The 22,142-nt window shown below is 68.1% G+C and carries 25 protein-coding genes and 2 pseudogenes; 17 read left to right on the top strand and 10 right to left on the bottom strand.

Annotated features, from left to right (window positions below; translation table 11 throughout):
- Positions 1-47: 47 nt before the first annotated feature.
- The 4 genes from IPG05_13870 to IPG05_13855 are packed head-to-tail and all read right to left on the bottom strand — an operon-like array spanning position 48 to position 3,626.
- A complete protein-coding gene (locus IPG05_13870; GenBank protein ID MBK6496163.1) occupies positions 48-791 on the bottom strand; it encodes an ABC transporter permease in 744 nt (247 codons plus the stop codon).
- 3 nt (positions 792-794) lie between these two features.
- Positions 795-1,703, bottom strand: a complete 909-nt coding sequence (locus IPG05_13865; protein ID MBK6496162.1) for an ABC transporter ATP-binding protein — start codon at positions 1,701-1,703, stop codon at positions 795-797.
- Entirely contained in the window at positions 1,700-2,701 is a 1,002-nt protein-coding gene (locus IPG05_13860; protein MBK6496161.1) for a hypothetical protein, read from the bottom strand. The genes IPG05_13865 and IPG05_13860 overlap by 4 nt, the downstream gene beginning before the upstream one ends.
- Positions 2,694-3,626 (bottom strand): ABC transporter ATP-binding protein, encoded by a 933-nt coding sequence (locus IPG05_13855; GenBank protein MBK6496160.1) that lies wholly within the window; start codon positions 3,624-3,626, stop codon positions 2,694-2,696. Before IPG05_13855 ends, IPG05_13860 begins: the two co-directional genes overlap by 8 nt.
- Positions 3,627-3,903: 277 nt before the next feature.
- Here IPG05_13855 and IPG05_13850 point away from each other — a divergent pair, with 277 nt between their 5' ends.
- From IPG05_13850 to IPG05_13825, 6 genes are all read left to right on the top strand, one after another.
- Positions 3,904-5,175, top strand: coding sequence for an ankyrin repeat domain-containing protein (locus IPG05_13850; protein MBK6496159.1), 1,272 nt, complete (start codon positions 3,904-3,906; stop codon positions 5,173-5,175).
- Between the two features lie 48 nt (positions 5,176-5,223).
- Positions 5,224-5,619, top strand: a complete 396-nt coding sequence (locus IPG05_13845) for a DUF1801 domain-containing protein (protein MBK6496158.1) — start codon at positions 5,224-5,226, stop codon at positions 5,617-5,619.
- Positions 5,620-5,628: 9 nt separating this feature from the next.
- Entirely contained in the window at positions 5,629-6,003 is a 375-nt protein-coding gene (locus tag IPG05_13840; GenBank protein MBK6496157.1) for a DUF1801 domain-containing protein, read from the top strand.
- Between the two features lie 38 nt (positions 6,004-6,041).
- Positions 6,042-6,494, top strand: coding sequence for a DUF1569 domain-containing protein (locus IPG05_13835; GenBank protein MBK6496156.1), 453 nt, complete (start codon positions 6,042-6,044; stop codon positions 6,492-6,494).
- Positions 6,495-6,498: 4 nt separating this feature from the next.
- Positions 6,499-6,888, top strand: coding sequence for a hypothetical protein (locus IPG05_13830; GenBank protein ID MBK6496155.1), 390 nt, complete (start codon positions 6,499-6,501; stop codon positions 6,886-6,888).
- 179 nt (positions 6,889-7,067) lie between these two features.
- Positions 7,068-8,336, top strand: coding sequence for an ankyrin repeat domain-containing protein (locus IPG05_13825; GenBank protein MBK6496154.1), 1,269 nt, complete (start codon positions 7,068-7,070; stop codon positions 8,334-8,336).
- Between the two features lie 30 nt (positions 8,337-8,366).
- Here the strand turns inward: IPG05_13825 and IPG05_13820 are convergent, their stop codons facing one another.
- Positions 8,367-8,549 carry a hypothetical protein gene (locus tag IPG05_13820; protein MBK6496153.1) on the bottom strand — a complete coding sequence of 61 codons (183 nt, stop codon included), beginning with the start codon at positions 8,547-8,549 and terminating at the stop codon, positions 8,367-8,369.
- Between the two features lie 215 nt (positions 8,550-8,764).
- Between IPG05_13820 and IPG05_13815 the strand changes: the two genes are divergently transcribed.
- The gene (locus IPG05_13815) at positions 8,765-9,625 is read left to right on the top strand and encodes a GGDEF domain-containing protein (protein ID MBK6496152.1); all 861 of its coding nucleotides are present in this window, start codon (positions 8,765-8,767) and stop codon (positions 9,623-9,625) included.
- Here the strand turns inward: IPG05_13815 and IPG05_13810 are convergent.
- Together IPG05_13810 and IPG05_13805 are read right to left on the bottom strand one after the other, a co-directional pair.
- The gene (locus IPG05_13810) at positions 9,608-11,869 is read right to left on the bottom strand and encodes a DPP IV N-terminal domain-containing protein (GenBank protein ID MBK6496151.1); all 2,262 of its coding nucleotides are present in this window, start codon (positions 11,867-11,869) and stop codon (positions 9,608-9,610) included. The two genes, IPG05_13815 and IPG05_13810, sit on opposite strands and share 18 nt — an antisense overlap.
- Positions 11,870-11,894: 25 nt before the next feature.
- Complete coding sequence (locus IPG05_13805) at positions 11,895-13,418, bottom strand: sulfatase (GenBank protein ID MBK6496150.1); 1,524 nt, start codon at positions 13,416-13,418, stop codon at positions 11,895-11,897.
- A gap of 182 nt (positions 13,419-13,600) precedes the next feature.
- On the opposite strand from IPG05_13805, the gene IPG05_13800 reads away from it, so the two are divergent.
- The 7 genes from IPG05_13800 to IPG05_13770 all read left to right on the top strand — a co-directional run bounded on the left by IPG05_13800 (position 13,601) and on the right by IPG05_13770 (position 17,587).
- Positions 13,601-14,110 carry a DinB family protein gene (locus tag IPG05_13800; protein MBK6496149.1) on the top strand — a complete coding sequence of 170 codons (510 nt, stop codon included), beginning with the start codon at positions 13,601-13,603 and terminating at the stop codon, positions 14,108-14,110.
- Positions 14,111-14,118: 8 nt separating this feature from the next.
- Positions 14,119-14,592 carry an AAC(3)-I family aminoglycoside N-acetyltransferase gene (gene aac(3)-I / locus IPG05_13795; protein MBK6496148.1) on the top strand — a complete coding sequence of 158 codons (474 nt, stop codon included), beginning with the start codon at positions 14,119-14,121 and terminating at the stop codon, positions 14,590-14,592.
- Complete coding sequence (locus tag IPG05_13790; GenBank protein ID MBK6496147.1) at positions 14,592-15,407, top strand: helix-turn-helix transcriptional regulator; 816 nt, start codon at positions 14,592-14,594, stop codon at positions 15,405-15,407. The genes aac(3)-I and IPG05_13790 overlap by 1 nt, the downstream gene beginning before the upstream one ends.
- A gap of 74 nt (positions 15,408-15,481) precedes the next feature.
- Positions 15,482-16,021, top strand: a complete 540-nt coding sequence (locus tag IPG05_13785; GenBank protein ID MBK6496146.1) for a DUF1579 family protein — start codon at positions 15,482-15,484, stop codon at positions 16,019-16,021.
- Positions 16,022-16,109: 88 nt separating this feature from the next.
- Positions 16,110-16,556 (top strand): helix-turn-helix transcriptional regulator, encoded by a 447-nt coding sequence (locus IPG05_13780; GenBank protein ID MBK6496145.1) that lies wholly within the window; start codon positions 16,110-16,112, stop codon positions 16,554-16,556.
- Complete coding sequence (locus IPG05_13775; protein MBK6496144.1) at positions 16,477-17,019, top strand: SRPBCC domain-containing protein; 543 nt, start codon at positions 16,477-16,479, stop codon at positions 17,017-17,019. Before IPG05_13780 ends, IPG05_13775 begins: the two co-directional genes overlap by 80 nt.
- Complete coding sequence (locus tag IPG05_13770; GenBank protein ID MBK6496143.1) at positions 17,012-17,587, top strand: DUF4287 domain-containing protein; 576 nt, start codon at positions 17,012-17,014, stop codon at positions 17,585-17,587. The genes IPG05_13775 and IPG05_13770 overlap by 8 nt, the downstream gene beginning before the upstream one ends.
- Before the next feature lie 131 nt (positions 17,588-17,718).
- Here the strand turns inward: IPG05_13770 and IPG05_13765 are convergent, their stop codons facing one another.
- Both IPG05_13765 and IPG05_13760 read right to left on the bottom strand, forming a co-directional pair.
- Entirely contained in the window at positions 17,719-18,675 is a 957-nt protein-coding gene (locus IPG05_13765) for a M20/M25/M40 family metallo-hydrolase (GenBank protein ID MBK6496142.1), read from the bottom strand.
- Between the two features lie 908 nt (positions 18,676-19,583).
- Positions 19,584-19,802, bottom strand: a pseudogene (locus IPG05_13760) (hypothetical protein).
- A gap of 233 nt (positions 19,803-20,035) precedes the next feature.
- Between IPG05_13760 and IPG05_13755 the strand changes: the two are divergent.
- Positions 20,036-20,422, top strand: coding sequence for a DUF1801 domain-containing protein (locus IPG05_13755; GenBank protein ID MBK6496141.1), 387 nt, complete (start codon positions 20,036-20,038; stop codon positions 20,420-20,422).
- A gap of 382 nt (positions 20,423-20,804) precedes the next feature.
- Here IPG05_13755 and IPG05_13750 read toward each other — a convergent pair whose 3' ends face one another.
- Positions 20,805-20,972: a hypothetical protein gene (locus IPG05_13750; protein MBK6496140.1), complete on the bottom strand. Its 168-nt coding sequence runs from the start codon at positions 20,970-20,972 to the stop codon at positions 20,805-20,807.
- A gap of 179 nt (positions 20,973-21,151) precedes the next feature.
- Here IPG05_13750 and IPG05_13745 point away from each other — a divergent pair.
- Both IPG05_13745 and IPG05_13740 read left to right on the top strand, forming a co-directional pair.
- Positions 21,152-21,652, top strand: a pseudogene (locus IPG05_13745) (serine hydrolase).
- Positions 21,570-22,139 (top strand): tRNA (cytidine(34)-2'-O)-methyltransferase, encoded by a 570-nt coding sequence (locus IPG05_13740; GenBank protein MBK6496139.1) that lies wholly within the window; start codon positions 21,570-21,572, stop codon positions 22,137-22,139. The pseudogene IPG05_13745 and the gene IPG05_13740 overlap by 83 nt, the downstream one beginning before the upstream one ends.
- The last annotated feature ends 3 nt before the right edge of the window (positions 22,140-22,142 follow it).

Below are 22,142 nucleotides of genomic sequence, written 5' to 3'. Positions count from 1 at the left end.
CGTCCGGCACCGGCGATTCTGTTGTCGGTCCTTCTCTCGTGCCTCGGCTACCCGGCTTGCCCGACCTCGAAGGTCCGCAACTTCCGAATGCAGAGGGTGACCGCCGCCACCGCAACCACTCCGCTCATGATGTAGGCGGTCTTCGGCGCCAGCAACGCCACGAACACCTCGGCGTTGACGGTGCTGATCGCGTCGGCGACGGCGAGCATGTACTGCCGCACGCTGAGCACCCGGGTTCCCTTGAAGAAGGAGCCGAGGGCTCCCTCCCACACCACCAGATACGTCAGCCCGATCAGCATCCCGCGCTTGGTGATCAGGCCGAGGGCGAGGAAGATCGCGGTGTAGAGGAAGGCACCGAGCGCGGCACCCGCAGTCAGGCCGAGCACCAATCCGGTGGGGTCGAGCCCGCGCACGAGGCTCACCCCGGCGCCCAGGGTGGTCAGGGCCGCCAGCGTCATGCAGATGACGGCCGTGACCACGAGCTTGGTGAGGACGATCTCGGTGCGAGAGATCGGCTTGGCCAGCAGGTAGATCGCCGTGCCATCCTCGATCTCCGCGCCAAACGACGAACTCGCGAGAATCAGCGCGATGACCGGAACGACCACGGTGTAGATCAGCGTCATGATCGGAATGGCGACGATCTGGAGTGGCTCGTCGTCGACGGTACCGTACAGATGAATCAGGGTCGCCATCACCACCGGCAGGGCGGCCAGCAGGAGGACGATCATCCAGCGTCGCTTGGCGAGCGCCTGGCGCACGGTCAGCCCGGCCAGCACAGGGTTGAAGAGCATCGGTTACCCCTGCACCAGGTAGGAGAAGACGCTCTCGAGCGATTCGTCGGCCGGATGCACCTCGAGAATCGAGACGTTCGACTCACGGGCCAGTCTGGGCAACGCTCTCGTGAAGGCACCCAAGTCCGACGTCCGGATGCTCAGCCCGGCGGGCGTCACCTCGACACTCGCCGTGACATCCTGCCGAATGAGGCTCGATGCCAGCAATCGGTCGTCGCTGGTCCGCACCGTGAAGGTATGCGGCCGGTCGGTCATCAACTGCCGAATGACCCGGCTGGTTCCGGAGGCGGCGAGCCGCCCGCCGATGATCACCAGCACGGTATCCGCGAGGCGATCGACTTCTTCCAGGATGTGCGACGAGACGAGGATGGTGCTGCCGGCGTCGGCGAGCCGGCGCAGCACCGCCATCATCTGCAGCCGCTGCTTCGGGTCCATCCCGTTGAAGGGCTCGTCGAGCAGCAGCACCGTGGGGGAGTGGACCAGCATCGCGGCGATCTTGATGCGCTGCCGCATCCCCTTGGAATAGGTCGCCACCGGCCGGCCCTGCGCCGCGGTCATCTCCACGAGGTCGATGGCGCGCTTGACCGCGGCCTCGGCATCGGGCAGTTGCTGCAACCGGGCGTTGAGGCGCACCAACTCATAGCCGGTCAGGAAGCTGTACACCGACTCGCTTTCGGGGACGAAGCCGAGGGTGCGGTAGATCTCCGGATGCTGCCACGACGGCACACCATTGACAGTGACGGTGCCGCTCGAGGGTCGCAGCAGCCCGACCAGCATGTGGAGGATCGTCGACTTCCCCGCGCCATTCGGGCCGAGCAGTCCGGTGATGCCTGGGGTGAGCGTGAAGGAGACATCGTTCACCGCGACAATGTTGCCATACCACTTCGAGACGTGCGCGAGTTCGACGGTCACGTCTCGATGCTCCGGTAGCGCAGCGTGAGCACCACGCCGGCAATCGCGATGAAGCCCACCATCGTGCCCAGGTAGGTCGTCCCTGGCAGGTTCGCGGCCTGCAGCACCGTGCGGTTGCGGCGGCGAAAACGGCGGCGGAGCTGTGCATTGCTGTCGGCTGCATTCTTCGGCGGCCGGGCCTTGGCGTCCGCCGCGTCGAGCGCCGCGATCGAGTCGGCCTTCTGCTTGACCGAGGTGGTGTCGAAGATCCACGTCGTCACGCCATCACCGACGATCATCGGCGACGTCAGCGCGAGGTAGCGCATCTTGTCGGGCCGCTGCATGATGAGCGGGGTGACGAATCCGCTGGCGAGCAGGAAGAAGGCGAGGATGGCGGCGGTGGCGAAGGGACGCCGCTTGAGCACCGCCGCGATGGTGATCGAGACCGTGGAGAGCAGGATCGCGATCGCGAAGGCGCCGGCGAGGATCCGCGGGATGGTCGGCAACGAGGTCCGCATTGCCGCGGCGACATCTTCGGCCGACATCCAGGTGCCCGCGAGCAGCACGATGTGCGGCAGCAAGGCGACGACGAAGAGCGACGTGGCCAGGGCGGCGACACGGGCCAGCACATAGTCCGACCGGCGGACCGCGCGAGAGAAGTAGAGCGCCAGCACGCGGCTCTGCGAGTCGCTGGTGATCAGCTCCGGCGTCTGGAAGGCGCAGAAGAGGCCGAAGAGCCACACCGTGGTGCGGAAGTAGGTGGCGTGGGCAAAGAGCTGGATCATGTTGCCCGCGAGGCCGGTGACCGCGCTCTGGATCAGCGCGGGAATCACCATCATCGCGATGAGCACCACCGGCGGAATCTTGGCCTTGCCGCCGCGGCCGATGCCGAAGATCGACCGGATCCCCTCGACGTAGAGCGCCCGCACGGCGCCGGCGCGGCCGAGGCGCGGACCGTCGTAGTGCTGGTAGCCGATGTCGTAGATGACGCCGGTGCGTGGAGTGGCTGGTTCAGCCATGCATCCCTCCGGCGATCACCGCATCGTCGACGTGAAAGAGATCCTCGAGGCGGTCGCGCCGGCGGGCCACGCGCAACAGCCCGACCCCCATCTCGGCGGCGACATCGCGCACGATGTCGAACGGCGAGTCCGACCCCACCTGAATCGCGATCGCCCCGCCCGCCCCCATGCGGGCGGGCAGCCCTCGGGCGACCAGCATCGCCATGAAGGCATCGGCATCGCCAACAATTTCCACCACGAGCAACTCGGTCTCCTGCACGAACTCCTTGAGCGGCGCGGCGCGCAGCAGGCGGCCGCCGTCGATCGCCACCAGGAAGTCGCAGACCTCCTCGACCTCGCCGAGCAGGTGGGTCGCCACGATCACGCTGATGCCGAACTCGCGCCCGGTGCGCTTGATCAGGTCGAGCATGTCGGTGCGGCCGGCCGGATCGAGCCCATTGGTGGGCTCGTCGAGCAGCAAGAGTTTCGGATCGTGTACCAGCGCCTGCGCCAGCTTGACGCGCTGCTTCATCCCCGTCGAGTAGCCACCAATCGGCCGATACCGTTCGTCGTAGAGACCCACGTGCCGGAGCATCTCGGCGGCACGCTCGCGCGCGGCCGTGGCCGGCAGCCCGGAGACCCGGGCGAGGTGCGTCACCAGATCGGTCGCGGTGCGATCGGCCGGCAGGCAGTCGAACTCGGGGATGTAGCCGAGGTACTGACGCAGCTCGGTGCCACGGGTGGTGGCGTCGATGCCGAGCACGGTCAGCGACCCGCTGGTGGGCGGGAGGAGGCCGAGCATGATCTTGAGGAAGGTGCTCTTGCCGGCGCCGTTGGCACCGACCAGCCCGATGACACCGGGCTCGAGGTCGAGCGTCAGATTGTCGAGCGCCGTCACCCCACCGGGGTACCGTTTGGTCAGCTCGTAGGTACTCAGGAGGGGCATGTCGACCTGGTCCCAGGGGAGAAATGCGTGCAGCAACGGGGAATCCTACGGCCCAGCGGCCGAGATAGGTAGCCACGTCGCACACATGAAACGAACGCACCCCTCCCTGTCGGCTGCACGGCACGAGCAGTAATTTCGAGGCAGGCGCGCAGGGCGCCTCCCGTCCGCGGACAGGACCGAGTCCACCTGAGCAGCGTGCCGAGCAGTACCCGGGACGTACCCATGACCCTCCTTCGCCCGGCGCCAGCGGACCACGGGCACACCAAGGAGGTTCGTCATGCCCGCCCGTGATCTTCCCGTCCGCCCCGATCTCGACCAGCTGCATCGCCAGGCCAAGGAATTCCTCAAGGCGATCCACGCCGGTGACGCCGCGGCGATCGCCGAATGGCGCGAACTCCACCCCGAACCAGCCGATCCCGCGGCGGCGAAACTCGCCGAGGCGCAGCGCGTCCTCGCGAAGAGTTATCGCGCGTCGAGCTGGCCAAGGTTGGTCGTCGCCGTGGAGCTGGTCGATGGGATCTGGCGCGATGACCGCACCAAGGTGCTGTCGCTCGTCGATGCGAATCCGGCCCTGCTTCATGAGACGGTGCTGCTCCGCCCCGACAGCAACTGGGGGCCGCCGATGAGCTACGCGGCGAACCTTGGTCGCGACGAGCTGATCCGCCAACTGCATGCCCGTGGTGCTCGCGACCTGGAGAATGCCGCCGGTCGGGCCGCCCTGCAGGGCCATCCCGGCACGGTGCAGATGATCTACGACCTGGCGGGGCGGCCGCCGGTCAAGCACGACTCGCTCGCCGGCCCCGCGTATACGCTGAACGTCCCGGGGACGGCGGTGCTCTTCTCGCTCGGCGTGCGCGCCGATGGCCCCAACGGTGTCGAGCCCAACGTCATGGAGCACCTGCTCGGCACCGACAGCCGGAACTCGGCGGCGAAGCACCGCATCCTGGAGCTGTATGTCGAGCACGGCTTCGAGCCGTCCGACACGCCGATCATGGCATTTCATCGCGGTCGGCTCGACCTGCTCGAGGCCCACCTGCTGCGCGACCCGCAACTGCTCACGCGCACCTTCCCGAAGGCGGCGATCTTTCCGATGGCGCCGGCCTGCGCAGCAGGTCCGTACACCGCCCAGGGAACACCGCTCGAGGGCGCCACGCTCCTGCACATTGCGGCATACTTCGACGACGTGGAAATCGGCGAGTGGCTGCTCGACCGCGGCATGGACCCGAATGTCCCTGCGGCCATCGATGCCGACGGCTTTGGCGGCTACACGTCCCTCTTTTCAACCGTGGTCTCCCAGCGCAACTTCTGGGTCAACTACGGCAGCGGGCAGCCCGACGAGGCGCGATTCACCCGGCTGCTGCTCGATCGTGGTGCCGACCCGAACGTCCGTGCGTCGATCCGCGCGCAACTCGAGGAAGGGCACGGCGGTGGGCCGATCCACGAAGTTCGCGGCGTCACGCCGCTCGGCTGGGGCGAGCAGTACCACGCACGGATCTTTGTGAGTCGCGAGTCGATGCGACTGGTCGAGGAGCGCGGCGGTGGGCGTTAGCGGAGTGCACTGAAGCGGGTGAATGAGAAACCCCTGGGAGAATCGCCGATGAAGAAGGGTGCCTCGAGCTCTACCGGCTCACCGTCCGCGCTGATCGACGGACGGATTGCCGAACTCGGTGACTGGCGGGGCGAGACCCTCGCGAAGGTTCGCGCGCTGATCCTTGCCGCCGATCCGGACATCATCGAGGAGTGGAAGTGGGGCGGGCCGGTCTGGTCGCACACTGGCCTGATCTGCACCGGCGAGAGCTACAAGAAGGCCGTCAAGCTGACCTTCGCGAAGGGGGCATCGCTCAAGGATCCGAGCGGCCTCTTCAACTCGAGCCTCGACGGGAACGTGCGCCGCGCGATCGACATTCACGAAGGCGAGGCGGTGAACGCCAAGGCGTTCACCGCGCTCATCCGCGCTGCGGTGGCCTTCAACGTCGCCTCGGCGAAGGACTGAGTCGATCTCATGGCGAAGCGGCACCCGACCACGATCGCCGAGTACATTGCCGCGGCGCCTGCCGCGGGACAGCCGCACCTGCGCCGCCTCTACGCGATCCTGAAGGAGATCGCGCCCGACGCCGAGGAAGCGATCAAGTGGGGCACGCCGTTCTTCGTCGAGCCCCGGTTTCTTTTTGCCTTCTCGGGGCACAAGGCGCACTGCAGCTTCACGTTGATGGAGGCGGGCCTGGAGCCGTTCCGGAAGGAAATGGCGAAGCACCGCACCACGAAGGGGCTGCTCCAGATCCCGTACACCGAACCGCTGCCCGAGGCGCTGATCCGCAAGATCGCCAAGGCCCGTGTGCGCGCCGTGAAGGCGCGGGACGACGACGGCTTCTGGTGAGCTCCCGCACCCTCTTCCCCTCCTGACCCGGGTCCCTGATGAAGAACCTCGCGGATGACGCCGTGCGCGACGAGCTGGTCGCGCGCCTCGAACGCCTGACTCCCGCGCACGCGGCGGCGTGGGGCACGATGAACGGGCAACAGATGGCGCGCCACCTCGGGGACGCCTCCGAGGCCGTCCTCAAGCTGCGCCCGTTCGCGTCGAGGGCGCGCGGCAAACCCTCCCCGCTCCGCAAGTTCCTGCTGCTCCATGTGCTCCGGCAGATGCCGCGCGGCATCAAGGCCGGTGCCGACCCGGCAGGGGCCGCCGTCGACCCCGTCAACTTCACCACCGACCTCGAGCGAGCCGTCTCGCTGCTCCGGGCCCTCGCGGCCGCCACACCCGAGGCGCTGGTGGACCGCCATCCGGTGCTCGGACCGATGTCGCGGGCCAACTGGATGCGTTGGGCGTGGCTGCACACCGACCATCACCTTCGGCAGTTCGGGGTGTAGCACCATGACACCCCCGAACCCGAGTGTCGTGCTGTTCGTCGATGACGTTCCGCGGATGACGGCATTCTACGCCGAGCTCGCGCAGATGACCGTCCTGCACCAGGAGCCGAGCCATGCCGTGCTGGCGATCGACGGACTCGAGGTGGTGATCCACGCGCTTCCGGCCTACGGGGGCGACGACCACGCCACACCGACCACTGTCGCGGTGCGTGAGGACTCGTACTGGAAGCTCTGCCTGCCGGTCGTGAGCATCCTGCACGCCCGCGAGGTGGCCGCGGCGCTGGGTGGAGCGATTCGCTCGGCCGAGCACGAATGGGTGGCGCGGGGATTTCGGGCATGCGACGGCCACGACCCGGAAGGCAATGTGCTGCAGGTTCGCGAGACCGCCTCCTGACGGCCTGCCATGGCCCACGACATTGTGCCATGGAAATTTCGGAGCTACACTGAAGTGCGTCTGGGGCGCATTCAGTCCGCGTAAAGGGCCGTGCCCACCCACCGCAGTCGCCAAAAAATCGACGAACCTTCTTTCAGCCTGATCAGTGCGGACTCCAGGCGCCCCGAAAGGAGATTCGTATGTATCCCAATCCGCAGGACGCGCTTCCCCTCCCGCCACGCCCCGACCTCGACCAGTACCGCACGCGCGCCAAGGAACTCGTCGCGGCGTGTCGCGACGGCGACCCCGCCATGCAGCGCTGGGTCACCCGATGGATCGCCGATCTGGTGCGACTCCAGCCCGACGGCAGCCGGCTGAGCCCTGCCGACGTCGAACGCCGCGGGCAGCAGCTGATGCATTTCGTCCGCGAGCGGCTCCGCCCGAACGACGCCACCATCGCACAGGCGCAGTTCGTGATCGCCCGCGCGCACGGCTTCGACAGCTGGCCCAAGCTGGGGCAGTACGTCGAGGCGCTGCGCAGCAGTGATTCGTCGGTCGCCACCTTCGAACAGGCCGCCGACGCGATCGTGCAAGGCGATCTCGCCACACTGGACCGCCTGCTCCGGGCCGAGCCGTCGCTGGCGCGTGCACGCTCCAGCCGCGAGCATCGGAGCACACTGCTCCACTACGCCTCCGCGAACGGCGTGGAGAGTTATCGCCAGCGCACGCCCGCCAACATCGAGGCGATCACCACGCGCCTGCTCGATGCCGGCGCCGTGATCGATGCCGAGGCCGATGTCTATGGCGGCGGCGCCACGACGCTTGCGCTCGTCGTGACGAGCTCGCACCCGCGCGCGGCCGGGGTCCAGAACGCTCTTGCCGATCTCCTGCTGGCGCGCGGCGCACGGCTGGACGCAGGCATCGTGCGCTACTGCCTGATGAATGGCTGCCCCGAGGCAGCGGCACACCTGGCCGAGCGTGGCGCGCGTGTCACCGCGACCGACGCGGCCGGCATCGGTCGGCTCGACCTGCTGCGGCAGGCGTTCGAGCCCCCGAAGACCGTCTCCCTCGCCGATCGCGGCGAGATGATGGCGATGGCGGCATGGTATGGTCGCCGGGACGTGATCGCGCTCCTGCTGGAGCTCGGCGTTGATCCGGCGGTGCGACGGCCTGAAGGAGGGCAAACGGCCCTGCATGTGGCCGCCTATCAAGGCGACGCGCCGCTGGTCGAACTGCTGATCGCGCACGCTGCACCACTTGACCTTCCCGATGCCCATTTCGGCACACCGCCGCTGGTGTGGGCGCTCCATGCCTGGCTCAAGGAAAGCCGGCCCGATGCCGAGCCGTATCGGCAGATCGTACGCGCGCTCGTGGCGGCGGGGGCGAAGGTGCGGGCGGAGTGGATCGAGGATGACCGACTGCGGGCCGAGACCGAGCTCATGGTGTTGCTGCGCGAGGCGGTGCGCTGACTGCCGTTCAGCGCACGCAGCTCGGCGCGTTCAGGAGGGATCCTTCGGCAAGTCGCGCGACCGCGTGTGACTCACGCCGCTCAGGATACCGACACCCAGCATGATCACGGCGGCGATGATGACCCAGACCGTCGGGAGCCCGGCCCTGATCATGCCCCAAGCCACGCCGCCGATCACGATCAGCGCACCGGCGAAGTAGAGTCCGAATGACATGGTGCCTCGTTGTGCAGGGAAGCGCATCATACCCTGCTGCACCGAGGCACGCGTGACGATGTCCACTGGCACTCCATCCGACGATGGAGGACGAGACTGACTCGCTCCTCGGGCTGATCTCCGTTGGCGAAATTGTATGCCCCCCTCGACGATTGCTTCTTCCGTCGTCCCGTCGGCATGCGTGGAACGGGCGTCCCCAGTCAGGAGCACCCACCATGTCGCCCTCCAGGCCTGAGGACCCGGCCGCCGCCACGCCCGCCTTGCACGCGGCCCTCGACCAGAGCGAGAAGGTCACCGTAAAGGTGGAGGAAGCGGCGCACGAGCTTGCGGCCGTCAACACGACGCTCCAGAAGGACATCACCGCCGGCGCGCCGACCGCGCAGGTCCAGCGCACCATCGAGAAGAGCGAGGCGGTCGAGCAGAAGGTCCAGGAGGCCGCCGCCGAGCTCGTGGAAGTCACCACCGCACTCGCCGCTGAAGTCGACGAACGCGAGGCGCTCGAGGGCCATGTCCTCGAAATGCAATCGGACTTGCTGCGGAGCCAATCGGCGGAGGCGGCCTCCCGGCATCGTGCCCTGCACGATGCACTCACCAACCTGCCGAACGCCACGCTCTTTGCTGACCGACTCGAACTGGCGCTCGAACAGGCTCGCCGCCACGAGTGGCGCCTCGCCGTCATGTTCCTCGATCTCGACCGGTTCAAGCACATCAATGACACGCACGGGCACGACATCGGCGACCGGGTCCTGCAGGAGACCGCGGAGCGCCTGACCGCCTTCGTGCGCGGTGGGGACAGCGTGGGTCGGCGTGGCGGCGACGAGTTCCTGCTCCTCCTGCTCGAGGTCAAGGGCGACGCCTCGGTCCTGGACCTCGCCGCTGCGCTCGCCACCAGCATCGGGGAGCCGATCGCCCTCGATGACCTGCGCCTCAGCGTCGGCGCGAGCATCGGCATCGCGATCTATCCGGAGGACGGGAAGAGCGCGGATCTCCTGCTGAAGCGTGCGGATGCGGCGATGTACCTCGCCAAACAGACCCAGTCACAGGTCGCCAGACATGCATCACCTGAGGTCGGGTGACGCCCCTCCACCAGGGCGGAAATGCTCGGTGAAGAACCAGAGCAGCGTGTCGTGCTGGTGCGCCTTGGTGTTGATCCCCTCGGCCATCCCATGGGAACGATTGGGATAGGGCACCACGGCGAAGTGCTTGCCTGTGGCGATGAGCGCATCGACCATCAGTTCCATGTTCTGGTAGTGCACGTTGTCGTCCGCCGTCCCGTGCAGGATCAGCAAGTCCCCGGTGAGGTTCTTCGCGTACCGCAGCGCGGCCGCCTTGTCGTAGGCCGCGGGCGATTCCTGCGGCAGGCCGAGATAGCGCTCGGTGAAGCCGGCCTCGTAATAGCGATGATCGCTGATGAAGGCGCCGGGGACTGCCGCCTTGAAGACGTCGCCATGGCGGAGCAGCAGGAGCATGCTGATCAACCCGCCACCGCTCCAGCCGTAGGCGCCGACGCGTTTGGCATCGAGGTAGGGCCGCTCGGCGAGGAGCACCTTGGCGGCCGCCGCGATGTCGTCCGAGGGAAGGATGCCGTGGTTCTGGTAGATGATCTTGCGCCATGCCCGCCCGTACAACGACGGCGTGCCGCGTGAGTCGACGGCCATGACCACGAAGCCGCGCTGGGCCAGCATGAGGTAGAAGAGATAGTTGTCACCCTTCCAGCTGTCGGTGACGAACTGGCCGCCGGGCATGCTGTACTCGTGGAAGATCACCGGGTACTGCTTCGACGGATCGAAGTCCGGCGGCTTGATGCACCAGGCGTCGAGACGCACGCCGTTGCCGATGTCGACCTTGAGAAACTCGTAGGGCGCGCGCGCGACAGCGTCGAGTCGGGCCCGGAGTGCCGCGTTGTCCTGCACGGTGCGCACGACGCGGTGCGTGGGGAGGGCGACCACCTCGGACACCGGCGGCGTATCGAACCGCGAATAGCTGTGGAATGCCCACTGCCCCGATGGCGAGATGCTGTAGCTGTGCGTGCCCGGCGCGCCGGTCGGCGTGACGCGTTCCGGCATGCCGCTCCCGTCCAGCCGCGTCCGATAGAGGTAGCGGTAGATCGCGTTGTCCGGGGACGCCAGATAGTACAACCAGCCACCAGCCTCGTCGATCCGTTCGATCGAGGCGACATCGAAGTTCCCGCGGGTCACCAGCAGCGGCTGGCTGCCATCGCGATCGTGACGGTAGACGTGGCGCCAGCCGTCGCGTTCCGTCATCCAGAGAAAGTGGCGACCGCCGCCGATCCACTGGATGCTGACCGGATCGAGGAAGGCTGGGTCGGTCTCGGTCAGGATCGCCCTGGGGCTGCCCGTCGGCAGCGTCATCAGGAAGACCGTCATGCGGTTCTGGTGCCGATCGAATTGCTGGACGACCAGCTCCGACGCACTGGCCGCCCACTCGACCGTCGTGAGGTAGTTCATCCGAGGGTCACCCGGCAGCTCGACCCACGATGTTGCCCCGCCGTCGATCGACACCACCCCCACCCGACTCGCCGGTAGTGTGGCGCCCGGCTTCACGTGCTGGAAGGAATCGACCTGCGGGTAGAGGAAGTCGACGTTGTTGACCATCAGGACGCTCCGCACGCCCACCATGTCGAACTGGACGTAGGCGAGTCGCGAGCCATCCGGACTCCAGCGGAAACCCTTCGTGTTGTTGACCGCCGCGAACGGGCGTGGCGAGTCGCCGTTGATGCGAGTCGGCGAGCCGTCCTGCGTCAGCTGGCGCCGAATCGACGTCGCCACCGCCTCGACATAGAGGTTGTGGTCCGAGGCATACGCCACGTGGCTCCCGTCCGGCGAGAGCTGTGGCGCCACGACGCGGCCGGGCAGCCCCGACGCGCCCACCTGCGTGAGCTGCCGCGACCCCAGATCCATCACCCACCAGGTCGCCTCGCTTCCCGAGGCGGGGGCGCCGGTCGCGCTGAAGAGGAGACGCGAGTGGCCCGCCGAGAGCGCGTATGAGACGATCCGGAGTGGTCGGCTTCCGCCGAGGGGCACGAGCTCAGTGGCCGCCACGAGCGTGGTTCGGACCCCGGCAGCCGTGGTTGCGACCAGGTCGACCAAACCGCTCGCCTGCCGGGACGGTTCGAGGCGCGTCGAGCCGCGCACGTCGTCCAGCCATGGCTGCCACCCCGCCGGTGCGGTCGCGAACTCCCGCTTCGTGAAGATGCGCTCGATGGTGAGCGGATCGCGCGTCGCCGTCTGTGCCGTGGCGGGGTGCGGCATGGCAACGGCCAGCGTGAGCGCGACCGACGACAGCATGCGGTGGGACATGGTCACCCTCGAGGGCATGGAATGGTCACTTCGCGGGCATCGCCGCGCGCCAGCCGGCCAATCGCTCGGTCTCGAGCCGGGCCAGCAACGCGGCGCGCTCCGGTCGGCTGGCCAGATTCACGTTTTCCATCGGGTCGGCACGACGATCGTACAACTCCCACGCCACGTATTGGCGAGTCGTCCAGTTCATCCACGCGACGTAGTGCCAGTCCGCGGTGAGCATCGAGTAGCCCATGTAGGGAATGCTGTCCTTCGCCACCCAGATCCCGTTGCGGAGGTACTGGCTGAACACGGCGCCCTTCCAGGGCCGCTGGGGATTCGCCAGCAGGGGCACGGCGCTGGCGCCTTGCAGCTGCGACGGCACGGGCAACCCCGCGAGCGCGGCCAGGGTCGGGTAGATGTCGACGAGTTCCACCGGCTGTGACAAGCGGAGTCCGGGGCGAATCTGGCCGGGCGCGCGGATGATCAACGGCACGTGGGTGTCGATAGTGTAGTTGGTCATCTTGGCCCAACTGTTGTGCTCTCCGAGCTTGAAGCCGTTGTCGCCCCAGAGCACCACGATGGTGTTCCTGGTAAGGCCCAGCGAATCGAGTTGGTCCAGCAACCGACCGACCTGCGCGTCGATGTAGCTGATCGAGGCGTAGTAGCCATGCGTGAGGCGGCGCACATCGGCCGGATCGAGCGTGCCGTCGACGGCGTCCTTCGCGTTGGCGAAGTCGGCATAGCCGCGGAGTTCGCGATTCGTGTTGACGGCCATGCCCGGCGCGCCGGCCGGCACCATCTGGTTGGGTGCGAGTGGCAAGGCGTCGCGCTTGTAGAGATCCCAGTACCGCTTCGGGGCGTTGAACGGGAGGTGCGGTCGGTAGTAGCCAACGGCGAAGAAGAATGGTTGGCCGGCGTCGCGGAGCGCCGCCAACCGGCGCACCGCATAGTCGGTCTGAGCGCCGTCGTAATAGACGCTGTCGGGGAGGTCCTCCTCCTCGGTGGCATTCGCCTTCAGGTACCACTGCCCGAACTGGTCGATGGCCGTCGCCTGACGCCCGGCACGGATCAGGGCCGCCTTCCGGATCTCCTGAATGGACACATTGTCGTGCCCATGGTAGACCGCGTCGGGATCGTAGGGAAAGCCCGCCACCTTGTGCTCCGGCTCGCTCCAGGAGAGCGAGTCAGGGATCAGGTTGTGATAGATCTTGCCGACGCTGACCGCGGTGTAGCCGTTGCGGATGAAGTACTGCGGCAGGGTGACGACATCGGGTGTAGTGCGGCGGAAGTCGGTCTCGAGGTCCCAGACGCGCAGCGAGTCGGGGCGCAGCCCCGTCAGGAGGCTGGCGCGCGAGGGATTGCAGACCGCTTCCTGCGCGTGCGCCTCGAGGAAGACGGCCCCCGAGCGCGCCAGCCGATCGATGTTCGGCGTCTTGACGACCGGGTCACCGTAGGCGCCGAGGCTCGGACGGAGGTCATCGATGGCGATGAAGAGGACATTGGGTGGGGTCGCCGCCGACGGTTGCGGCGTGGTCTGCGGGGTACAGGACGCCAGCAGCAGGGCCATGCAGGTGCCGACACGGAAGGAGCCTACCATGCGCAGACCTCGGGTCGGGGATGGTGCCATCGAAATCGTGGAGGATCCTGACAGTATACGACAGGAGCGGTAGCTTTCCCATCATCCATTCACACCGAGACGGCAACCTGACCGTCGCCACCCATTCGGTGCATCAACGACACTGAGGTCCCATGGCCGACACGGAGTGGTGGCAACGCGGTCCGATCGCTGACGTCCCGGATGTGCTGCAGCCGGTGGCGCACATCCTGTTGCAGGTACGCGAGAGCGTCGGGGAGCTGGTGGCGTCACTGACTGAAGCGGAGTGGAATGCGCGGCCGGCCGGGATCGCCTCTGCTGCCTTTCACGTCCGGCACATGAGCGGCGTGATCGACCGGCTCTTCACCTATGCACGCGGCGAGAGCCTCACCGAGACACAGTTCACCGCCCTGAGGGCCGAGGGCAGTCCCCTCTCCCTTGGCGACGTGCCCGCGGTGCTGACAGCCCTTTCGGATCAGGTGGACTCGGCGATGGCGCAATTGCGGAGCGTCCCGGCCGAGACGCTCGGTGATTTTCGTGCGGTCGGCCGCGCGCAGCTCCCCTCCACGGTGATTGGCTGCCTGGTCCACGGCGCCGAGCATGCGATGCGCCATGTGGGGCAACTTTCAGTGACGGTGCGGGTGGTGCGCGCCGCCGCGGGCTGAGGCGTGCCATGGCCTTCGTGATTCACCAGCTGGGCCCAGACGACCTGCCGCTGATGGATGGCCTGCTGACGATGTTCGGCGAGGCCTTTGACGAGCTCGAGACCTACACGGCCGCGCGCCCCAGCCCCGACTATCTCCGCGGACTGCTCGGCGGCGACTCCTTCATTGCCCTCGCGGCGCTGGATGGCGACGCCGTCGTGGGCGGCATTGCGGCCTACGAACTCCGGAAGTTCGAGCAGGCGCGCAGCGAGATCTATCTCTACGACCTCGCCGTCGCGACCACGCATCGACGGCAGGGAGTCGCCACCGCGTTGATCACGGCGCTGCAGGGGATCGCCGCGCGGCGCGGCGCGTGGGTGATCTTCGTCCAGGCCGACACGCAGCCCGAGGATGAACCGGCGATCGCCCTGTACACCCGGCTCGGGTCTCGCGAGGAAGTGCTCCACTTTGACATCGCGGTCGACCCCGAGCGGCCGGACTGATGCCCGCCGCGTTGCGCTACGCCGAGCGCCTGCCGCATCCCTCGCTCGCACCGTGGATCGCAAGCTACTGGGAGTTCAGTGCACGCGAGGGTGCGCCACCGATCCATCATGTCCCCCCGGACGGCTGCACTTCCCTCCTGATCCCGATCGGTGGCCCCTTCGCCGGGACGCTCTTCTATACCGGCCCCTGGCTCGAACCATTGGGGGTCCCGGTGATTCCCGGGGCACGATTCGTCGGGGTACGCCTGCGCCCTGGTGCCACGAGCGCGTTGCTTCAGGTGTCGGCCGCCTCACTCTTCAACGCCTCGCGGCCTGCGCTCGCACACGGGGGCCTCCGGGGCGCGCAGTTGCACGCGGCGCTCTCTCCACGCGCCATGGCCAGCACCACGCTCGATGACACGGCGCAGGCATTCGACGAGTTCTGGCGCAGCGAGTCGTCACACCTCGTTCCGCCCGATCCAATGGTCAGCTCCGCCGTCGACGCCATGGTGGCGTCAGATGGTGAGGAGGCGATCGCCGAAATTGCTCGACAGGTGGGGTGCTCGGCGCGGACCCTGCTGCGCCGCTTTCGTGCGGCCACTGCCCTGACCCCGAAGCAGTTTGCGCGGATCCGCCGGCTGCTGGCCGCCGCCTGGCACGTGATCGATGGCGAGGAACGTTGGGGCCGGATTGCCGCGCTGGCCGGGTATGCCGATCAGCCCCACCTCCACCATGACGTTCGGGCATTGATCGGCCTCCGCCCGGAGGAGCTCGGCGAACGGATCGCCCAGACGGAACACGACCAGGTCAACCGGACCCTCCGCGGGGAGCGGTGACCGATTTCCTCAAGACGCGCTCCCTGACGACGGCCATCTTCCCCGCCGTCCTTCAACCCTCGGAGTGTCCGGTCATGCGTCGTCTACTGCTATCTGCCACCCTGATGTTCGCCCCGCTGATCCTGGTTGCCCAGGCGCCCTCGCCCGGCACGCCGCCTCCGCTTGCCTTCTTCACCAAGCTGGTGGGAGAATGGGAAGGGGAAGCCACCGCCGTCATGGGACCCGGGGCCAAGCACGTGCTCCGCCATACCGAGCGCGTGGAAGCCGTTGCCGGCGGGACGGCCTTCGCCGTCCGCGGGCGTGGCTACGAGAAGATGCCCAACGGCGCGGAGCAGGTCACCTTCGATGCCTTCGCCGTCATCTACCTCGATCACGACCACGTGACCCCGAGGATGCGTGCCCACTCCATGCAGGGTGGCAACTACGTCGATCCGGAATTCACGCTCCGCGCCGACGGCTACACCTGGTCGATGCGGGACCCGCGCGCCGGGCTCATCAAGTACGAGATGCACTTCGATGCCCAGGGACGCTGGGTGGAAACCGGCGCCGTCTCCCGGGACGACGGAAAGAGCTGGGTCCCGATCTTCGAGATGACACTCACGCGGAAGAAGTAGCCGGACTCCCCGATCCCAGGGACTGCGCACGGCCCCCCTCGGGGGGCCTCTTGCGCGGCCGCCGCTATATGTTAATATTTTTTGACATATGCCGACCCCGCCGCCTTGCCCGCCCTCCGCGCTCGACGACATGTCCGAGGTCTTCGACGCCCTGGGTCACCCGACCCGGCGCCGGATCCTGGATCTGCTGCGGGCGTCGCCTGGGATGCTGGTCGGCGAGGTGGCCGAGCATTTCGACGTGGGGCGGATCGCCGTGATGCACCACCTGCGCCAGCTCGAGGCGAGCGGCCTCGTCGTGTCGCTCAAGCAGGGGCGCACTCGGCAGCTGTACCACAACCCGGTGCCGATTCAGCTCATCCACGATCGCTGGACCACCGAGTACGGTGGCTTCTGGGCGAGCAAGATGGCCGACGTGAAGTACGCGGTTGAACACCACCACTCCTCGGAGGGAACGGATGACGGGCACCACGACGAACACCGTGCGACTGGTCTCGAAGGTCGTGATTCGCGGGCGCATCGAGGACGTGTGGCGTGAGATCACCAAGACGGACACGCCGCAGCTTGCCGTCTTCGGCGCGCAGATGCGCTATCGAGCGCTGACCCCCGGCTCCCCGGTGCAGATGCGGACGCCGGACGCCAAGTACACGTCGGTGGTCGGAGAGATTCTCGAGGTGTCCCCGCCGTACCGCTTCTCGCACACGATGAAGTTCACCGCGCACGACGATCCGTATTGCAAAGTGACGTACGAGTTGCGCGAGGTGCCGGACGGCGTCGAGTTCACCCTGATCTCGGAAGACGTTCCGATCGGCACGAAGACGGCGAAGGACATGACGCGCGGTGGGGACTTCATCGTCAAGACGCTCAAGGAGATCATCGAGAACGGCAGGCCCGCCCTCGGAACGCGCATCCTCTTCGGCGTCTTCGGTCTGCTCGCCTTTACCACCCCCGCGAAATGCTTGAGCACCCACTGGCCCCTGGAGGAGTCGCGCGATGGCTGACGAAGCGAAGGCGATGGCCACGATGATCGCCAACATCGAGAAGCAGACCGGCAAGACGTTCGCTCAACTCGCCGCGGTGGTCACCAAGTCCAAGCTGACCAAGCACACCGAATTGCGCACGATGCTGATGGAGCAGTTCGGCCTCGGGCATGGTCAGGCCAACACCGTGGTGCACCTCGCCCTCAAGAGCGATGGGGCGAGTGCCGCAGCCGCCGCGGGCCAATCCGCCGACGACGTGCTCGATGCGATCTACGCAGGGAAAAAGGAGGCGCTCCGCCCGATTCACGATGCGGTGCTTGCCCACCTCGCCACCCTTGGCGACTACGAAGCCGCCCCCAAGAAGGACTACATCTCCTACCGACGGAAGAAGCAGTTCTTGATGGTGGGTCCCAAGACGGCCACGGCGGTGGAGCTTGGCTTCGGGGGCAAGGCACTCTCAGGCGATGCGCGACTGAAGGAGATGCCGCCCAACAGCATGTGCAAGTTCACCACTCGGGTCAGCTCGCCTGCCGAGGTGGATGCCGTCGTGCGTGAGTGGATCAGGCAATCGTACAACGAGGCGGGCTGAACTCAGTGGCCGCGGCGGCGGTGATTCCGACACATCGCCCCTGGGTCCCCAACCCCGCCGACGTGAGATCACCAGCGTGTTCCGGTCGAGCCCCAGGCGCTGTGGAACCGAGTGCGCCAGACGCCTCGCACCTAGTACCGCGGCTTCGTCTTCCGCGGGGCATCGCCGCAGTTGGCGGGCCAGTCGGCCGGCCACGCGCCCGGCGACTTGGTGCGATCGATGAAGGTCGGATCTTCGGACGCCAGGTACGCCATCATCGCCGCGAGCGTCGCGTTGTGCTTGAGGTCGTCGAACACGACCTTGTCGTAGGTGTCGCGGTTGGTGTGCCAGGTGTAGGCGCCGTAGTTCCACCCCACCGCACTCATCCCGATCGACGGCGTGCCGTAGCAGGCGAAGACCGCGCCGTCGGTCCCGCCCGGATTCCCGGTCGGCACGTCGCGGAAGCTCCACGAGACGGCGTTCTGGCTCATGCTGTCGGTGAAGAAGGACGGCAGCTTGCTGTACCACTCCTTCAGGTGCGGCCCGATGTTGGTCACGCCCGCCGCCGAGAGCCCGGTGACGCGCCCGGTGCCGTTGTCCTGATTGAAGAGGGCCTGCAGCCCCTTCATCACTTCGGGGTGGTCCTTCGCGAAGGCGCGCGAGCCATTCAAGCCCTGCTCTTCGCTTGACCAGTGGCCGACGATGATCGTCCGCTTCGGGTTCGGGTAGACCTTCTTCAGGATGCGCATCGCTTCCATCGACATCAGCGTGCCGGTGCCGTTGTCGGTCGCGCCGGACGAGCCATCCCACGAATCGAAGTGCGCCGAGAGGATGACATACTCATCCGGCTTCTCGGTCCCGCGAATCGTCGCGATGGTGTTGAACGCCGGCACTTCGCCAAGCAGCGTCGCGTCGGCGTTGATCCGCAGCCGTGGCTTCATGCCGCGTTCGGCGAGCCGCCAGACCATCGCGTAGTCTTCACAGGAGAGCGTCACAGCCGGCGCGACCTTGTTGTAGGTCTCGAAGATCTCGATCGACCCCCAGCCACCCGAGCCGAGCGCCGGCGGAATGCCGGCACTCAACGAGGCCGCCCCGCCGCCGCCGCGCATGCTGCCGTCAGCGCCCACCGGTGCACCGGCACCGCCACCCGCGCCGCCGCGACCACCCGCGCCACCACGACCTTGCTGCGGAAGCCCAAAGCCGCTCAGCTTGTTGCGCGACGTCACCATCCCGACGACGCCGGCCTGCTCGAGCCGCATGCCGAGCGTGCCGGTGCCGAGGCCCATCGACTTGCCGGTGCCGCGGTAGAGCTTGCTGCTGTCGGCGCTGGGCGCCCAGTCGGCCTGCATTGCGGAGACCATCGTGTCGAGGCGTGCCTTCGACGCCACCGTCCCGAAGCGGAGCCAGTCCTCCGACGGGCGGCAGGTCGGCCACGCCGGCGAGAGCATCACGATCTTGCCGCGCGCCTTCGGCAGCCACTTCACGAACTCCATGCTGTCCGCAAACTTCGGCAGCGTGATCACCTCGGCCCGCACCGGCTTCACGCCGGTCCCGGGGCTCCACGCCAGCATGGTGCCTTCGAGCGAGCGCACCCGCGGCGCAATGAGGTCGATGTGCGACACGCCACGCCGCCAGCCACGCCAGGTGCCGTAGACATCCTGCTTGGCGTCGATCCCCCACGACTTGTACTGGGCGATCGCCCAGTCGCTGGCGGCCCGCATGCCGGGGCTGCCAGTGAGGCGCGGGCCGATCGAGTCGAAGAGCGCGACGGCGAGCGGCTCGAGCTTCGAGCTGTCCATGCCGACGGCCCAGATCCGCTTGAGCACCGCGTCGTTGGTCGGGAAGGTGGGTTGCTGCGCCGGCAGCGACGGCGCGGCGAGGAGCAAGGCGCTGACAATGGTGAGAGCGGCACGACGCATGGCGGCTTCCGATGGTGGGGGTGGACTGCGTCGAAAAGGGTACGCCCCCGGGAAGGTGAGGGCAACCTCGCGCCTGGGGTGCGTCCCCGCCCCGCCCGGCCGCGGCGCCCCGCCGGCCCCCCCCCCCCCCCCCCCCCCCCCCCCCCCCCCCCGCCCCCCCCCCCCCCCCCCCCCCCCCCCCCACCGCCGCCCCCCCCCCCCCCCCCCCCCCCCCCCGGGCGGGGGGGGCCCCCCCCCCCCCCCCCCCCCCCCCCCCCCCCCCCCCCCCCCCCCCCCCGCCCCCCCCCCCCCCGCCCCCCCGGCCCCCCGGCCCGCCGGCCCCCCCCCCCCCCCCCCCCCCCCCCCCCCCCCGCCCCGCGCCCGGGGGGGCCGCGCCCCGCCCCCCGCCCGCGGCCGCGCCCCGCGGGGGGGTGGCCGGCATCAACGCCGTGGGGGGCACGCTGGGCGCGCTCGCGGGGGGGGGGGCCGCGGGCCCCGGACGCGCCCCCCTCCCCCCTCGGCCGTGGTGGTAGCTTCTGCCTGACCCCCCTCCGCGAGCCGCCTGATGGCGATGAAGAAGGTGGTACCCGCCGCCAACCCCGACGCCTACGTCACCGCCTTGCGCGGCTGGCGACGCACGCTGGTCGAGTCACTGCGCACCACCGTGCGGAAGGCTGCCCCGCTGGAGGAAGTGATCAAGTGGGGTCACATCGTTTACCTCGCCAACGGCCCGGTGCTGCTCATCCGCGCCGAGGAGGAACGGGTGCTCTTCGGCTTCTGGCGCGGGCAACGACTCGCCGAGGTCGAACCACGCCTGAAGCCCGGCGGCAAGTACGAGATGGCGACCCTCGAGCTGCGCCAGGGGATGACGATCACCCCGACCGTCGTGCGCCGCCTGGTGCGCGAAGCCGTCGCCCTCAACCAGCAGCTCGGCAACCCGACCGACGCCGCGAAGTGAACCCCTCTCATTCCCACCGAGGAGTGCTCGTGCGACTGACCGCCACGCGACTGCTGTTCGCTTCCGCGCTGCTGGCTGGCAGCCCGTCCGCCCCGCTCACCGCCCAGGCCGCGCCGGCGCGCACCGAGTGGCCGCGCACCACGCCAGCCAAGGTCGGATTCAACGCCGCCGTGCTCGACTCGATCGACGCCGAGATCCGGTCGGGGCGCTACGGCTACATCGACCGGATGCTGGTGATCCGCCACGGGCAGGTCGCCTACGACAAGAGTTACCCGGTCGACTACGACGCCGCCTACGGTGCGTTGGCCAAGGTGCCCGGCGGGCTCAACGCCCACGACCTCACCGGTCCGTACAACTACTACAACACGTGGTGGCACCCCTATTACCGGCGCGGCGACCTCCACACGTTGCAGTCGGTCACCAAGACGGTGTCGTCCGTGATCATCGGCACCGCGGTCATGCGTGGCGACTTCCCCAGCATCGATGCCCCGGTGCTCTCCTTCTTCGACACGACGAAGGTCGCCAACATCGACGATCGCAAGCGGCGCATGACGGTGCGCCACCTGCTGACGATGACCGGCGGCTTCGACTGGAACGAGTCGCTCCCCTACACCGACCCGCGCAACACCGCGACCGCACTCGAAGAGAGTGCGGACTGGGTCCGCTTCACGATCGACCGGCCGATGATGCGCGAACCCGGGACACAGTTCAACTACAGCAGCGGCGAGAGCGCGCTGCTCGCGCACATCTTCCGCCAGGCGACGGGCAAGGACATCGAGGAGTACGGCGCCCGCGCACCTCTTCCTCCCGCTCGGCATCACGCGCTGGTTCTGGAAGCGCACGCCGTCGGGCACCGCCGACACCGAGGGCGGCCTCTACCTCGAGGCCAGCGACCTCGCGCGCATCTGGCAGCTCTTCCTGCAGCGCGGGATGTGGAAGGGGCAACGCGTCGTCTCCGACGACTGGGTGCGCCAGTCCGTCACGCCGGCGGTCGCGACCGGCACCGGGCCGAATGCCTCGCGCTACGGCCTCAAGTGGTGGCTCCACCCCGACCCGCTCGACCCGGCGAAGTTCGTCTGGGCCGGCTCGGGCTTCGGCGGTCAGTTTCCCGTGGCCTTCCCCGACCTCGACATGGTCGTCGTCTTCAATGGCTGGAACATCGCCGGAGGCAAGCAGTTGGCGTTCCGCGCCATCCAGGGACGGATCGCGCGTGCCGTCGTCGGGAAATAGCCTCGTGGCCGAGGTGGCACCGCTGCATGTCGTGCTGGTGCATCCCGAGATCCACTGGAACACCGGCAACGCCGGGCGGAGTTGCCTCGCCGCCGGCGCCACGCTGCACCTGATCGAACCGCTCGGCTTCTCGCTCGACGAACGCGAGGTGAAGCGCGCCGGGCTCGACTACTGGGAACACGTCGACCTCCGCGTCTGGCCCGACTGGGACAGCTTTGCGAAGGAGCTTCCTGCGCTCGGCGAGCCGTGGTTCTTCTCGACCAAGTCCACGCGATTGTTCTGGGACGCCCCACTCGCGACAGCAGACGGGCGGGGCACCGTCCTCATCTTCGGTCGCGAGACCGGCGGGCTCCCCGCCGATCTGCACGCCCGGTATTCCGACCGCTTCCTCGCCATGCCGATCCACTCGCCACTGGTCCGGTCGCTCAATCTGTCCACCAGCGTGGCGGTGGCGCTCTACGAAGTCCTCCGTCAGCGCTGCCGCTGATCC

It is taken from the genome of Gemmatimonadota bacterium, assembly GCA_016704275.1.
In the GTDB taxonomy this organism is placed as follows: Bacteria; Gemmatimonadota; Gemmatimonadetes; order Gemmatimonadales; family GWC2-71-9; genus Palsa-1233.
The sequence above is the reverse complement of the archived record's forward strand: the minus strand, read 5'-3'. Positions and strand labels throughout refer to the sequence as shown.